Here is a 14,231-nt window from a genome sequence, read left to right as displayed (position 1 = left end):
GTCATTCTGAATGGACCGCCGTTCGCCGCCGCGTGGGGTACCGCTTCGTTGAGCGGATCGCAACATCCTCGTTTTCATGTTCATCGAACCGGAAGCGCGGCGGCTGTTCGGACCCGCCTGGGAAAACGAAGCGCGCCGCATGTGGATCGCGCACGACGCGAAGGCCCTAAGACCTTGGTCCGATTGACGCGACAGCCACGCGTGGCACCCTCGTACAAAGCCGGCATACTCGTATTCAACCTGTCAGGGAGGTCGCCATGTTTTCATGGAGCCGGGAGTTCGCGGTCGCGGTCATGGCTGTGTCCGTGATGGTTTGCGCGGGAAGCTCCTGGGCAACCGAACAGGCTCAGCAGCGTCGCGCCGGACGTGACGTTCGCCAGGAGACACGCCAGGGTTCCCGCCACACGAAGCAGGAGTGCCGGGCCACGGACCAGAAGAGCAATTCGCAATGCCGGCAGGACAAGCGGCAAACCAAGCAGAATGGCCGTGAGGCGGCCAGGAATATCAAGTATTGAGCGTTTGCGTTCGCGTGCGCCGGCTGGGCACTGAACCAGCGACAGCAGGGGATGGCAGACACCACGTCCACCAGATCAAGCGGGGAAGCTGATGCGAGCCTGCCGATACGTAGCGCTTTGCACCTTGCCGTTCATGATCGTCGGCTGTAACACGCCTCCGATCGCACCGGGCAAGCCGGTCGATATCCCGACTGCCCTCGAGCAGGTTCTCCAGGGCCTGTGCAATTTCCGCAAAGATCAGGCCGGCCGGAAGCAGGATCTCGGCGCTGCAATCGACTCGATCACCGTGGAACTCGACCTGACCGTCGACGGAGCGAGAAATCCCCCGGTGGCGGTGGCGCCGGATATCCAGTTCATTCCCACCGTTAGCTATGGTCAGATCATGACGGCAAACAGGGGTAGCAGACTCGTGCTTACGCTGAAAAACACCGGCAGCGGTGCCCACGGCGGCGACTGCGATGTCACCGCGCCGGCCAGGTAGAGACCATTTTCGCTCGCCATAGTCTATGGCATTGCGAAAGCGGACGACTGGGCACTTGCCGCGCGTTGAACAGCGCGGCTCGCGCCAGCGTTGCACGTCAACCTTGGGCGATGCTCTCCCACGCGCCCGATTGAGCCGAGCGGAACACGGCATCGATCACCCGCATATTCGCGCGCGCATCTTCTAGCGAAATAGCCTGCGGGCCCCCACTCAGGATCGCCTCCGCGAACGTGGCGGCGGCTACGCCATATTGATCGCACACCGCAAGCTCCAGCCAGCGGTCAGTCGCGACACCGTCGCTATTGTGCTCACTGATTAGCAGGCGTGTCGGTCGATCGTTTGGTGCATTGAATGGAATTTCGACTTCGATTCGCCCCTTGGTACCGTGAAATTGCATCCGCTGGTACGGATAGGTCTGAGTCGAGTAAAAGAAACTCGCCTGCACGCCATCGAAGTCCATCAGCACGGAGCCGAGCCGGTCCACTTTGAAGGTCGGATCCTGCTCCACCAGCGCAACGACGCGCCGTGGCTCACGCCCGATAGTGAAGCGCGACGTCGTGATCGGATAACAACCAATATCGAGCAGACCGCCGCCACCTAGCTCGCTCTTGTTGCGGATATTGTGTTCGTTCGTGTTGTGATAGGTGAAACCGCCGGTCACTGCCCGCAATTCGCCGATCGCGCCTTCGTCGATCAAGGTCCGCACCTTCAACCATTGCGGATGCGTGCGAACCATGAACGCTTCCTGGATGTATCGGCCGGTCTTGTCGCGCGCGGCGATCAGCCGTTCAACCTGTTGAGCGTCCAGGCTGATCGGCTTCTCACACAGGACGTGCTTGCCCGCCTCGACCGATTTGATCGTCCATTCCACGTGGAAATGATTGGGTAATGGAATATAGACCGCGTCGATTTCCGGGTCCGCGAGGAGCGCCTCGTAACTATCGTACGCGACAGCCAGACCATACCTGGCCGCGGCTTCCCGCGCCTTCTCCGGAGAGCGCGACGCGATGCCTTTCACCCGACACTTCGGCGCGTTGTGCATGGGCACGACCACCTTGTCGTTGATCTTTGCGGCACCCAAAATTCCCCAGACTATTTCATCCTTTGCCATGACATCCCTTTATTCGATTGCGTATCCGATGAGTCGAGCAGGCTGAACATTCGCGTGAGTCGACAAGTCGCGTGAGTCCGCGAACGACCAGAAGCATGCGATCGTATCAGTTTAACCGTGTCGCCCCGCGATACGCGGCGAACACTGCCGCGCGCTGAGCGGGCGTCAGCCGGACCAGATCGAGTTCGTCGTGATTGCGCAGAAACACCCCCCATTGCGCGCTCGGCGGCCGTGGCTTCGTCGCAAGGAGCGCGTCCTTCAACGGTTTCGTGTTGCCCGTCGCGAGCGTGTAGAACGTGTTTTGATTGACCCGGAAGTTGAACATCATCGGCAGGCGCTCGCCCTCGTCGCCGAAGTAGTGCAGGTCGGTTTGGGGCGGCACGTTGCCTTCGGCCAGATCGTCGTCATGCCGAGCCCTTGCAGGTAATCGAGCCTGCGCATCAGGCCCTCGAAGTCGCCGACGCCGTCGCCATTCGCATCCATGAAGGTGTCTACCGAGAGGCAATAAATGATCGCGCCAACTTGCTTGCCGCCAGCGAGGCGGTCATCGTGATTCTTACGCGAAGCTTGTGCGATGCCGTGCGGCCGATTAACGGGCCGAACGATGCAGTTCGGTAGTCGTCCCCAAGGTGCTCCAACCTCATTGGTTTCCACGAGCAATTGCGAAGTCGCCCGAGTGCGATCCGGCGGCCGCGCTCGCGCTCGAGCGTCAAAGCCGATCACGCAGCGGTCAAAGGCGCGGCGCTGGCACTCTCATCGATCGATGAAACGGTACTGCGGATGCGCGCGGCGATTCGCGCGTCGAGCGGCGTGTACACGAGCATGCTCAGGTCTGGCCGACCATCGACGGCGAACAGCGAATACTCCATTTCGATGGTCCCGAACGCAGGATGCAGCAGGCGCTTAACGTGCTGTCCTTCGCTGTGGCCGAATACCTGGTTTTCGCGCCACATGCGTTCGAAGTCCGGGCTCGCGCGACACAGATCGTCGACCAGATCGCCCACCTCGGAAGCGAGCCCCGCGCGGGCAACGTCCGCTCGGAACGTCCCCACGACGAAGCGCGCGACACTCTCCCAGTCGTGCTGTTTTGCCCGGACGGCCGGATCGCCGAACAGGAAGCGCAGGATGTTGCGCTGGCCCGGCGGCAGCGCGCTGTAGTCGGTCAGCACGACGGCTGCGGCGCGATTCCACGCGACGACGTCCCACGTCGCGGTCTTGATGATCGACGGGCTGGCATCGAGTGAATCGAGCACGCGTTGCAAGCGCGGGTCCACTGCGTCGGTGGACCGGTAGCGCACTTCCGGGGGGCGTCCGAGGCCCAGCATGAAAAGATGTTCGCGCTCGGTATTCGTCAGCATCAGCGCCGCGCAGATGCGCTCAAGCACCGCGGCGGACGGCGCGCCGCCGCGGCCCTGCTCGAGCCACGTGTACCACGTCGAGCTGATATTCGCGCGCTGCGCCACTTCTTCCCGGCGCAATCCGGGCGTGCGCCTGCGGCCCGAGAAGCCGAAGCTGGCCGGATCGAGCCGCGTGCGGCGACTACGCAGAAAGTCCCCGAGGGTTTGGGCGGTGTTCACTGGGATGATTAACCTGTTAGTCGCTTTACCGGGATAAGCTCACTACTTCAATAGCATAGTGAATGATCGCATAGTGCGTCGGTGGCTATTCTGGAGACTTGACCATGCGAATCTTTCTGACGGGCGCAACCGGGTTTATCGGCTCGGCTTTGGTGCCCGAACTTATCCAAGCCGGGCATCAGGTCATCGGCATGACCCGGTCCGACCAGGGCGCGCAGGCTCTCAGCGCGGCCGGTGCGGAGGTCCATCGCGGCACGCTCGAAGACACCGACAGCCTGCGCAGCGGCGCCGCGAAGGCGGACGCCGTCATACACCTTGCTTTCGACCACGATTTCTCGCACTTCGTGGAGAACTGCGAGAAGGACAAGCGTGCTATCGCTGCACTGGGCTCGGCGCTGGCCGGCTCGGATCGGCCGCTTCTGATCACGTCGGGCACGGGCGTCGGCAGCCGCGATAACGGGCAGCCGGCCACCGAAGACGTGTTCAACACCAGTCACCCGAACCCGCGCATCGGCTCGGAGCTGGCCGGCAACGTGCAGCTGGAGGCGGGCGTCAACGTGTCGGTGATGCGCTTGCCGCAAGTGCATAACCCGTACCGGCAAGGCCTCATCACGCCGCTCATCCAGATCGCGCGGGACAAAGGCGTGTGCGCCTATGTGGAGGAGGGACGCAACCGCTGGCCGGCGGGGCATCTGTCGGATGTCGTGCGGCTGTACCGGCTCGCGATCGAGAAGGGCGAACGCGGTGCGCGCTATCACGCGGTCGGCGAAGAAGGCGTTAGCGCCCGCGAGATCGCCGAGGCGCTTGGACGCGGCCTGAAGTTGCCGGTCGTCTCGATCGCGCGCGGCGAGGCGCAGGCGTACTTCGGATGGATGGCGATGTTCGCCGCGCTCGATATGCCGGCATCGAGCGCGCAGACGCAGGCGCGTTTGGGCTGGCGACCGACAGGTCCGACGCTTCTCGCGGATCTGAACGAAGCGCGTTACGTTCAGGTGTCCACGTAGCTGTCGCTGTCGCTGTCAGCCGCCGTCCCACGAGAACAAACCTGGAGCAACCATCGCCGTCATCATAGGTGTTTCATTACGCCACTCGCCAGCTTGCGCAGTTCGTCGAACTGCGTGACGAGCTGGAGGCACAGAATAAAGGCCAGCGTCGCTGCGGGCGCCGGGTGGCGTTCGGTCCATCGCAGCACCGGCGTCGCGTAGCGTACGCGGATCGCATCCCGCGTCATCACCAATGTAATCACGATTCCCACCGCGGCGCCCACCAGCAAATCGGTCGGATAGTGAAAGCCGAGATAGGCGCGCGGAAGGCAAATGAACAGCGCAGTATAGAGAAGCGCCAGCACGCCGACGCGCCGCGACATGAGGAAGATGCCGGTGGCGACCGCCATCCATAGCATCGCGTGATCGCTTGGGACGGAACTCCAGTTGGTCAGCACTGCGTCCTTGATTTCGCCGCTGGCAAAGCGCAGATGCAGTTCGGTGTCGTAGACGGGGCGCACCCTGAATGGCAACCAGTGAGTCAGCAGTCTTCCGACTAAGAGCGCCACGATGCCGCTGACAAGCGTCGCGAGAACCATTTCTCGCCGCCATTCGCGGCACTCGTCTTGCTGAAACCACATCCACCACAGCACGGGAATGAGTACGAGGCCTTTGAAGGTGTACAGGTTGTCGATGGCCTGGATGGATAGATTCGCGAACTCACCAAGGTGTATGTTGGACAGATATGTTTCGATGGATAAATCGAAGCTATTCATTGTTTTCTAAAGAAATTGAGCCGGTCGCGGATGAGGGTCAGCATAATTCATCGCATGCACGGCATTTTTTGGCGCTTACTTTCACTGACAATTATTACCGCGCAATTTCATCGCTAACTTTCAGTGACCCTGTGGACGCTCATAACAAGGGGAGCCGTGTGATTGAAATGCGCCCGTCCTGTCCAGCGCTGAGTCACCGCGCAGGATGCGGCGATACACTGTAGTCGGATCTTTCAAGGAGGCCGTCATGAAACTGGTCGACTGGAACATTCAGTGGGGATGCGGCGTCGACGGCCGCGTCGACCTCGGACGGATCGTGCGGGAAGCACGCGCGTTGTGCGACTTCGACGTCCTGTGTCTGCAGGAAGTCACGCGCGGCTTCAACGAAGAACCGGCGGCCGGCGGACTGAAAGGCGCGCCATCGTCCGATCAGTTCGCCGAACTTGCCGCTCTGCTGCCGGAGATGACCGTGCTCGATGCGGTCGGCTCCGATCTGCCCTCGTTGGGCGCGAGCCGTCATCGGCGGCAGTTCGGCAATGCCATCGTGACCCGTTTGCCGGTTCGTCAGGTGCTGCGCCATTCTCTGCCGTGGCCCGCGGACCCCGCCAAGCCGTCGATGCTGCGCGTCGCGCTCGAAGCGGTGCTCGAAGCCGACGTCGGTCCGCTTCGTGTCATCACCACGCACCTCGAGTTCTATTCGGAGAAACAGCGGCTCGCACAAGTGGCGAGACTGCGCGAGTTGCATCAGGAGGCGTGCGCTCACGCGCGCGCTCCCGCGCGTGGCGAGAAGCCGGACAGTCCGTTTGCCGATACGGCGCGCCCGGTCAGCGCGATTTTGTGCGGAGACTTCAACAGCGCATTCGAAGACACCGCCTTTTGCCGAATGCTCGAACCGATCACCAACGCTCCGGCGTTCGTCGATGCGTGGGCCCGCGCGCACCCCGGCGAGCCGCGTGCCGCGACGGTCGGCCTATACGATCACGAGCAATGGCCCGACGGAGCATTCGCGTGCGATTTCGTTTTCGTCACGGCAGACCTGAGCGCACGCATTGCATCGTGCGATGTCGATCAGCACAGCCGCTCGTCCGATCATCAGCCGATGTGGCTGGAACTGCGTTGAAGGGACTCGGAGTTACCGCCCCGTCACTGGCGCAGGAAAATCTGACCGCGTGATTCGGCGGGATGCTTAAGGTGCTGTTAAGGGTTGCTCTGCGATGGTTGAGCCTATGTTCAAGCCATGAGAATAGTGAGCACGTCACATGAATAGCAACCCGTCGCAAACTCGCGCGCATGCACTCAGTAAAGTCCCGCAGATCACGCTGGGCTTCTGGATCATCAAAATCGCCGCCACGACGCTTGGCGAAACGGGCGGCGATTGGGTGACCATGTCGCTCAAATTGGGTTATCTGATCGGCACCGCGATTTTTGCGGTTATTTTTATTGGGCTGGTCGCAGGGCAGATCAGGGCGGAGCGGTTCAATGCCTCGCTCTATTGGGCGACCATCGTTGCAACGACCACGCTCGGTACCACGCTGGCCGACTTCTTCGATCGTTCGGTGGGAGTCGGCTATCCGGGCGGTGTAGTCATCGTCTTCGCGCTTCTGCTTGCGAGCCTGGGCGTCTGGTACAAATCGGAAGGTACGGTGGCGGTGCGGAGCGTAACCACGCCCAAAGCCGAGTGGTTCTATTGGGTGACGATCCTCTTTTCGCAGACACTGGGTACGGCCTTGGGCGATTGGGTGGCGGGATCGGACGAAGGCGGTCTGGGGCTTGGCTATGAGTACGGCGCTTTGATCTTCGGTGGGGGGCTGCTGATCGTCGGTGCGCTTTATTACTGGTCGCGGCTGTCACGGACCGCTATATTCTGGGCGGCGTTCATCCTGACGCGTCCGCTCGGCGCGACCTTGGGGGACCTGCTCGACAAACCCATTTCTCAAGGTGGGCTCGAGATCAGCCGACTCTATGCGTCGGTGATTCTGGTTTCGTTCATGGCGCTCTGCGTGATTTTCTTACCGCAACGTCCTGCTGGGCGAGCGATGCGGTAGATGGCGCGAAGAGGCTACGAATGTTCGGGAATAGCCATTGCGTGCCCGCTTCTCGGGTGGCGCCGCGTTGTTTGCCGTGTCTGCTCCTTCGATTACGGCAGCGACGAGTTTGACGCAACGCATTGGCACAGTGCCAGTTCATCCTCGCGAAGCTCGGCCTCGGGAATTTCGCTGCGCGCTCAAACTGGATGCGGTCCTGTCAACTCGGCCAAAACGGAAAAACGAAGGAGCGCGACAGTCGCGCTCCGTTCATTCATGGGTTACAGCAGGCAGGCTTACTTGATCGCAGTCAGGTAAGAGCCGGACAGGAAGCGTTGCGAACGCGGAATGGTCGCCGTGTAGGCCTGAATCGCGGCTGCCAGCTGCGGACGAATCAGGTTACGGTTGTAGTCGTAGATCGAATAGCCGTCGCCTTCGCCATTGCTCGGATCGCCGTTGCGCACGACATACCAGAACGCCTTTGCCACCGAACCGTTGTTCATCAGAACCTTCAACTGGTTGAATGCGGCCGTTTGTCCGGCGTCCGTACCGTTGGTGCCATTGTTGGTCTCGGTCAGCCAGATCGGCTTCGCGCCACTGCTGACGAGGTTCGACACCGTGGTCATGAATGCCTGCACCATCATGTCGTATTCGGCGCTGCCGAAGTAGGGGTGAACGTCGACGACATCGATCGTGGTGTTCAACGGGCTGGAAGCACTCTTGGTGTTGTTACCCATTGCCTTGATGTAGTCGGTCGCCTGGATCAGCTCGCTGCCCGCGGGCGGTTTCCAGCCGTTATTCGGGTACGCCGAGTTGTAGAAGTACGAGATGCCCTGAGTGTGCAGAACCGTTTTGTAGCCCGACTGGCTTTTCGTGTTCAGGATCTGCCTGGCTTCCGAATAGAGCGTCTTGCTGCGATTCAGAATGTATCCGGAGATACCGTTCGGATCGCCGTAAGACGGGTCCGAAGCGGAGAACGACCAGTTGGTCTCATTGAACAGTTCGATGTCAGCCGTAAAGGGCAGAACGACGTCCATGAGCGAGCCGAGATACTTCGTGAACGTCGCGTCGCAGAAGTCGAGTCGCGGTGACGATGCGGTCGGCGGATTTTTGGTGGCCGGGCATTGGTATGCACTAGACGGCGCGTACATGCCCACCTGGAAAAGAATCTTCATGCCGCGCGTGCGTGCGGCGTTCAGAAGCGACTTCAGAAAGGCCACTTTGTTGGGATCCAGCGTGCTGCCGTCGGCCAGCGTCATGAAGTCCCACGAAACGCCGAGGCGAACCGTACCCACGCCCAATCCGGCAATCAGATCCAGGTCCTTTGAGCATTCGCTCAGCGCCGTCTGATCCGCACTCCAGAGATTGCAGTTCACGTCCATTGCAAAACGGTCGTTTCCGCTTCCGGTGGGCGGCGGCTGCAGCGCCGCGAGTTGCTGGGCGGTGGCGGCGGTCGAACTCGTCTGGGAGAACGCTGGCATCGATTGCCCGCACAACAGGGCTAAAACGGCGAATAGTGAGTAGAGTCTGAGTTTCATGGCTTAGCTATAAATTGCTACTGACCGGGGATGGGCCGAGAACGTTGGAATTACGTTTGCCGATGACCATCAGTTCCTGAAGCGATGGCATACGTAACGCAAACACGTCAAACGCGTGAGTCAACGGTCGCTGACATCACGATTGAAAATGCTCTTGCACGGGATATGCTGGTTTCGTATCGATCGTCGCGAAACGGTTCAATCGCCTTGTCCCGCCCGTTGCACCAGGGCGCGGTTATAAGGCTGACCGTTCGCCTGAACCGGCGGAGAGCCATTGTCGGGGGGCACTACGCCGTTGCTGTACGGATCTGTAGCCGCGTTCGCGGCTGTGTCGGCAGGGAGGGAGTTGGCGGTCACGGACGCGGTGCTGCCATCATCGCTTGTTTCACCGCCACAACCTGCAAGGCTTAGTACGCCTGCGATAAATGCAAGCGCCGAAGCAGTTTTTGCGATCTGGGGAAGCCGACGAAATGACGGTTTCAGTCTTGGAGAGAGTCTGCTGAAGAAGGACATCTGTCTATCAAGGCCGATGGAACCTGGCCGCTAAAACGAACAACGTTCGCGTGATAAGGACGTCGCCACGAAAAAATACGCAACAACACGAAGTACAACTGAATAATGATCGGCTTTTGTCAAGAGCCGCCCGCTGCCGCACTCGCGTGGGGCACTAATCGCGTTTAATCTTCAGATTTAATGCGACCTACTGAAAACCCGCTTTCATCATTTTCAATCGGAAGATTCGGTAATTCGTCGCAAATTGCGAAGTTTTTCCAATCGAATCAAAATCGACAAGGTTTTCCCTGAGTGATCTGATGAATACGAATGATACAGAATTGGAACAAATCTTTCGCCATCGGACGTAACTAAGCGTAACAACGAAATTTGTGCTATGTGAGCCTATCGGCAACGCGTCCCTCCTCCCTTCCAACGCTTATCCAGACGCGTTCTCACGCCCGAATTAGAGATTCACAAAACAACAAAAAAGCCGTTACAAAATTGTTACTTGTCGCTTTTAGACAGTCGCGGTGCTTTATTTCCGCCAATGTATGGTTCTTATCGGGATGGCTGGGACCTAATTAAATGCTGATTAAATGTTTCGGTATGGTTTTAGAAAGAAAATAATGCTGCCGAGGCATTTATATGGGCCGCACCGGTCGCATCAAATAAATCGCGGAATGCGAATTTTGCCATGGTTTGACTTTGGGCTTTGGAACAAGGAGACGGCCGGGAGCCAGGGGCGCGGAACCTGCATATCATCGCCAGCGAAACACGCGCAATGGCTCGCCTGGTCGCGGCGAAACTCGAAGCCGCCGGAACACCGGCGCTGCTTGCTATTCGCCACCGCGGACTTGCCATCGTGCCGATGCTGAGGCCTTGTTGGGCAACCCCTTCGTGGTAGGAGCAGGGCTTGGCAGTTCGGTAACGGTCAGCCGAGTCTCTTCGGCCAGGCCGACCTGGTCCGCCTGCCCGACGCGTCTTGCCGCCACGTTTGAGCGCGCAATCCATTTTCGCGACTTCGCCATTTCCGCCGCCTCACGACGAATCTCAGGACGACATAGGGTTTTGCTCGGGCTTTCTAAAACAACCAGTTTTTGAAGTTTCATTGTTATGTGGCCGACCTCACAAAGCGCAGCAAGTCGCGGGCCTGACGCTGTCATTTTCCGGAAAGTTCTCTGCTACGCTCCCGAATGCCGTTGATTCGCAATTAGAAAGCGAACGTAGCCGTCGCGCGACTCGTGCGCATTATCGCGTGGGTAACACGCAATAAAAGATGGCGACGAATGGTTCTGCGAGCCATTACACGTTGCGGGAGATCATAGTCATGTTCCATCAACACGCGCCCACTCGCGCGACGTTGCGTGCGTGCGCGCCGGTCCGAAGTCCGGGACGCCGCGCGCTGCTGCGTGGCATATCGGCCGCGGCGTTAGCCGGCGTTTCTTTTCCGCTATACGCGCAGCACGCAAGCATAGGACTCGTCACGCCGCCCATTCGTCTCGACGACTTCTGGGTGGTCGATCAAAGCGGCCAGAAACAGTTGCTAACCGACCTGTTGCGTCAGAAAGTGACTGCGTTGCAGACGATTTACACAGGATGCACCTCAGTTTGTCCTTTGCAGGGTGCACTGTTCAGCACCGTTCAGCAACGGATATCGCAGTTACAGCACCGCTACCCCGTTCAGTTGGTGTCGATCGGAATCGATCCGCTTTCCGACTCGCCGCCCGCGCTGCACGCATGGCTCATGCGCTTCCAGGCCGGACCCGAATGGCGGGCGGCCACGCCGACGTTGCAGGACGTCGACCGGATGCGCCGAGCGCTTGCGGGCAGCACCCTGCCACTCGGCAACATTGCCGATCACTCGACCCAAATCTACTGCTTCGATGCGAACGCAATGTTGCGCTGGCGAAGTGACGACCTGCCTCGCGCGGATCAAATTTGCGATGTACTGGGCGCATTAGGGCGTGTGTAACCTACTGGACTGAGGCTATGTCACAAAACCGATCGTTTAGGATCCTCTCGCAATCGTTCGACGGGTGCGTGAAAGCGTTGCTGCTGATCACATTCATGGCGGCGCTTTCGATGTTCTCCACAGCTGCCGACGCGCAGACATCGAGCACGCTCACCGTCAACGGCACGACCTTGTGCGCCGACGTGAACGCTGAATCGAAGACGCCTGGCGCCTCGGTTATCGAGTGGACGTGCAATGGCGGGAATAACCAGCACTGGACACTGACGCAGAACAACGGGCTTTATCAGTTCGTCAACGTCAACAGCAACCTTTGCCTCGACATCTACGGTGTCAGCACGGACGCCGGCGCTGGGGCGGACCAGTGGACCTGCAATGGCCAGGCGAATCAAAGCTTTCAGCTGATCCCGCAAGGTGGCGGCTTTGCAATCGTCGCGTCGCAGAGTCACCTGTGTCTGGCTGCTGCCAGCCTCACGGCGCAGGGCTCGCAGATCACGCAGCAGGCTTGCAGCGGAACCGCTCTGCAGACGTGGCAGATCAGCGGCATGACCGCGAAAACATTGCCGGCAAAGTGGACTACACCCTATAACCTGTCGATCGTGCCGGCAGCTGCGGCGAATCTGCCCGATGGCACCGTGGTAGTGTGGTCCGCCGACCAGAAGCTGGACTTTACGTCTGGCGAAGTCACCCCCGGCAACACATACACCGCAATCTTTAACCCGACTACCGGCACGAGCAAACAGGTTCTCGTGTCGAATACCGGCCACGATATGTTCTGCCCGGGAATCGTCAATCTTCCGGATGGCCGTATTTACGTCACCGGTGGCTCGAGCAGCGACGCGACGAGTTTCTACACGCCTTCGACTGGAAAATGGTCGTCAGGTCCTCTAATGAATATTCCGCGCGCCTACCACGGCAGCGTAACGTTGAGCAATGGCAACGTATTCCTGGTGGGCGGCTCGTGGAACGGAGGCGAGGGCGGCAAGACCGGCGAAACCTGGTCACCGAGTACGGGTTGGCAGCTCAATAGCGCCATTCTCGCCGACTACATCCTCACGAATGACGCGGCTGGCATTTTCCGCTCCGACAATCATGCATGGCTGTTTGCGGTGGCAAATGGGCGAGTCTTCCACGCCGGCCCGAGCGTCGCCATGCACTGGTTCGATACCGCCGGCGCGGGCAACGTGACGCCTGCCGGCAACCGGGGCAGCGATACCGATGCGATGAACGGCAACGCCGTTATGTACGATATCGGCAAGATCCTGGCTGTAGGCGGTGCGCCGAGCTACGAGTATGCCAACGCGACTGCGGACGCCACGCTAATCGACATCAGCAGCGGCACCGCGGTGACTCAAACGCTTACGCCGATGAATTACCGCCGCGCCTTCAACACCAGCGTGGTCTTGCCGAACGGTCAGGTGGTAGTCCTTGGTGGAGAGGCGTACCCGATAACGTTTTCGGACGACACCGCCGTGCTGGCGCCAGAGTTGTGGGACCCTACCACCAAGACTTTCTCGGTGCTCCCGCCGCAAGCCGTGCCGCGTAACTATCACAGCATCGCACTGCTGTTGTCGGACGGTCGCGTACTGAGTGGTGGCGGTGGACTGTGCGGAACCTGCTCGACAAACCATACGAACCTCGAAATACTGACGCCGCCGTACCTGCTCAACGCGGACGGCTCGGCGGCAACACGACCGACCCTCACAGCCGCGCCCACTACGGCACAGCTCGGGACATCGATCGCCGTAACGGGCAGCAGTGGCATCAAGGCCTTTGCGTTGATGCGCATGTCTTCGTCGACCCACGCGGTCAACAACGAGCAGCGGCGGGTACCCGTGACTTTCACGGTAGGAACGGCGGGCGAATATCTGATCAATATTCCTTCCGATCCGGGTGTCGTCGTGCCTGGCTACTACATGCTGTTTGGCCTGAACGCGAAGGGCGTGCCGAGCGTTTCGCGCACGGTGCAGATCCAGTGATGGCGTTACGGTCACGGCGAACCGCGGCGCGTGCGCTGGCGCTGGCGCTGGCGAACATCACGTATGTCGCGCATGGCGCGCCGCCTTGTGAGTCGAACGATCTCGGGTGTTCGATCTTCAACGGGCAGCATTCGGTTGAGGCGCAATTGCGCGACGACGATCGTCTGTTGCCCGGCTCGACCACGCGTTGCGCGAACTGCCATTCGCAAACCGGCTCGGGCGACGCATTCGCACCACCCTTGACCGCCGGGAACCTGTTTCCTGCGAAGAGTCGAAGGGACGGTCCGGCGAGCAGTTACGATCAGGCAACGTTCTGCAGGGCGCTGAGGGAAGGCATCGACCCGGTCAACGTGATGTTGCGCAAAGCCATGCCTCACTACCGGATATCCGAGACCGAGTGTGCGGCGCTCTGGCATTTCGTGACGAAGCGCTAGCACCTTTGCGCGCGGTTGCGCGAATTCGGCGCCGTTTGCTCCACCAGCTTTTGTCCGTGTTTTCACGCTATACCGGCGCTTGTTCGAAATGATCGAAATAGCGACATCGCAATTGCGCATGACCCCGTTGGGGCGAAAAACGCGAATGTGCGGCAGCGTACGGAGGTGCGGCAAGCCGTCAGATAGGCTGCGATGACTTCTGCTATGAATAACTCGATTTCTGTTTGCTGGCGCAATACATCGGATGCGGAAAAATTAGAAGTCTGCGCCAGACCCGGCGGAAGTCTCTTTTAGACCATAAGACGATTCATTTCGAGCACGCTTGCGAGCAGGACTGACGTACTCGGCC

At 59.9% G+C, this 14,231-nt stretch carries 13 protein-coding genes and 1 pseudogene; 8 read left to right on the top strand and 6 right to left on the bottom strand.

Features of this window, described 5'->3' with window-relative positions; all coding sequences use genetic code 11:
- Nucleotides 1-257: 257 nt before the first annotated feature.
- Entirely contained in the window at nt 258-515 is a 258-nt protein-coding gene (locus OKW26_RS18845; RefSeq protein WP_429354734.1) for a hypothetical protein, read from the top strand.
- Between the two features lie 133 nt (nt 516-648).
- Nucleotides 649-996, top strand: coding sequence for a hypothetical protein (locus tag OKW26_RS18840; RefSeq protein WP_084754269.1), 348 nt, complete (start codon nt 649-651; stop codon nt 994-996).
- 97 nt (nt 997-1,093) lie between these two features.
- On the opposite strand, the gene OKW26_RS18835 is transcribed toward OKW26_RS18840, so the two are convergent.
- From OKW26_RS18835 to OKW26_RS18825, 3 genes and pseudogenes are all read right to left on the bottom strand, one after another.
- Nucleotides 1,094-2,107: a Gfo/Idh/MocA family protein gene (locus OKW26_RS18835; RefSeq protein WP_429354733.1), complete on the bottom strand. Its 1,014-nt coding sequence runs from the start codon at nt 2,105-2,107 to the stop codon at nt 1,094-1,096.
- A gap of 130 nt (nt 2,108-2,237) precedes the next feature.
- Nucleotides 2,238-2,504 (bottom strand): annotated as a pseudogene (locus OKW26_RS18830) (trehalose synthase); the annotation flags it as partial.
- Between the two features lie 322 nt (nt 2,505-2,826).
- The gene (locus tag OKW26_RS18825; protein WP_184023351.1) at nt 2,827-3,684 is read right to left on the bottom strand and encodes a helix-turn-helix transcriptional regulator; all 858 of its coding nucleotides are present in this window, start codon (nt 3,682-3,684) and stop codon (nt 2,827-2,829) included.
- A gap of 104 nt (nt 3,685-3,788) precedes the next feature.
- Between OKW26_RS18825 and OKW26_RS18820 the strand changes: the two genes are divergently transcribed.
- On the top strand, nt 3,789-4,688 hold the full coding sequence (locus OKW26_RS18820; protein ID WP_429354732.1) for an SDR family oxidoreductase: 900 nt from the start codon (nt 3,789-3,791) through the stop codon (nt 4,686-4,688).
- 62 nt (nt 4,689-4,750) lie between these two features.
- Here OKW26_RS18820 and OKW26_RS18815 read toward each other — a convergent pair whose 3' ends face one another.
- Nucleotides 4,751-5,443 carry a phosphatase PAP2 family protein gene (locus OKW26_RS18815; RefSeq protein WP_429354731.1) on the bottom strand — a complete coding sequence of 231 codons (693 nt, stop codon included), beginning with the start codon at nt 5,441-5,443 and terminating at the stop codon, nt 4,751-4,753.
- A 247-nt stretch (nt 5,444-5,690) separates the two neighbouring features.
- Between OKW26_RS18815 and OKW26_RS18810 the strand changes: the two genes are divergently transcribed.
- Nucleotides 5,691-6,563, top strand: coding sequence for an endonuclease/exonuclease/phosphatase family protein (locus tag OKW26_RS18810; RefSeq protein WP_429354730.1), 873 nt, complete (start codon nt 5,691-5,693; stop codon nt 6,561-6,563).
- A 139-nt stretch (nt 6,564-6,702) separates the two neighbouring features.
- Nucleotides 6,703-7,488 (top strand): COG4705 family protein, encoded by a 786-nt coding sequence (locus tag OKW26_RS18805; RefSeq protein WP_429354729.1) that lies wholly within the window; start codon nt 6,703-6,705, stop codon nt 7,486-7,488.
- Nucleotides 7,489-7,763: 275 nt separating this feature from the next.
- Here OKW26_RS18805 and OKW26_RS18800 read toward each other — a convergent pair whose 3' ends face one another.
- Nucleotides 7,764-8,948 carry a glycoside hydrolase family protein gene (locus tag OKW26_RS18800; RefSeq protein WP_260321077.1) on the bottom strand — a complete coding sequence of 395 codons (1,185 nt, stop codon included), beginning with the start codon at nt 8,946-8,948 and terminating at the stop codon, nt 7,764-7,766.
- A gap of 1,388 nt (nt 8,949-10,336) precedes the next feature.
- Nucleotides 10,337-10,609, bottom strand: a complete 273-nt coding sequence (locus OKW26_RS18795) for a hypothetical protein (RefSeq protein WP_429354728.1) — start codon at nt 10,607-10,609, stop codon at nt 10,337-10,339.
- 218 nt (nt 10,610-10,827) lie between these two features.
- Here OKW26_RS18795 and OKW26_RS18790 point away from each other — a divergent pair, with 218 nt between their 5' ends.
- The 3 genes from OKW26_RS18790 to OKW26_RS18780 are packed head-to-tail and all read left to right on the top strand — an operon-like array spanning nt 10,828 to nt 13,882.
- Nucleotides 10,828-11,472, top strand: a complete 645-nt coding sequence (locus tag OKW26_RS18790) for an SCO family protein (protein ID WP_429355254.1) — start codon at nt 10,828-10,830, stop codon at nt 11,470-11,472.
- Between the two features lie 17 nt (nt 11,473-11,489).
- Nucleotides 11,490-13,448 carry an RICIN domain-containing protein gene (locus OKW26_RS18785; protein ID WP_429354727.1) on the top strand — a complete coding sequence of 653 codons (1,959 nt, stop codon included), beginning with the start codon at nt 11,490-11,492 and terminating at the stop codon, nt 13,446-13,448.
- Nucleotides 13,448-13,882 (top strand): hypothetical protein, encoded by a 435-nt coding sequence (locus OKW26_RS18780; protein ID WP_184074558.1) that lies wholly within the window; start codon nt 13,448-13,450, stop codon nt 13,880-13,882. The genes OKW26_RS18785 and OKW26_RS18780 overlap by 1 nt, the downstream gene beginning before the upstream one ends.
- Nucleotides 13,883-14,231 lie beyond the last annotated feature (349 nt).

Source organism: Paraburkholderia sp. 32 (genome assembly GCF_050435345.1).
In the GTDB taxonomy this organism is placed as follows: domain Bacteria; phylum Pseudomonadota; class Gammaproteobacteria; order Burkholderiales; family Burkholderiaceae; genus Paraburkholderia; species Paraburkholderia tuberum.
Note: the sequence above shows the minus strand (reverse complement) of the source record. Positions and strands in the feature narration are given on the sequence as shown.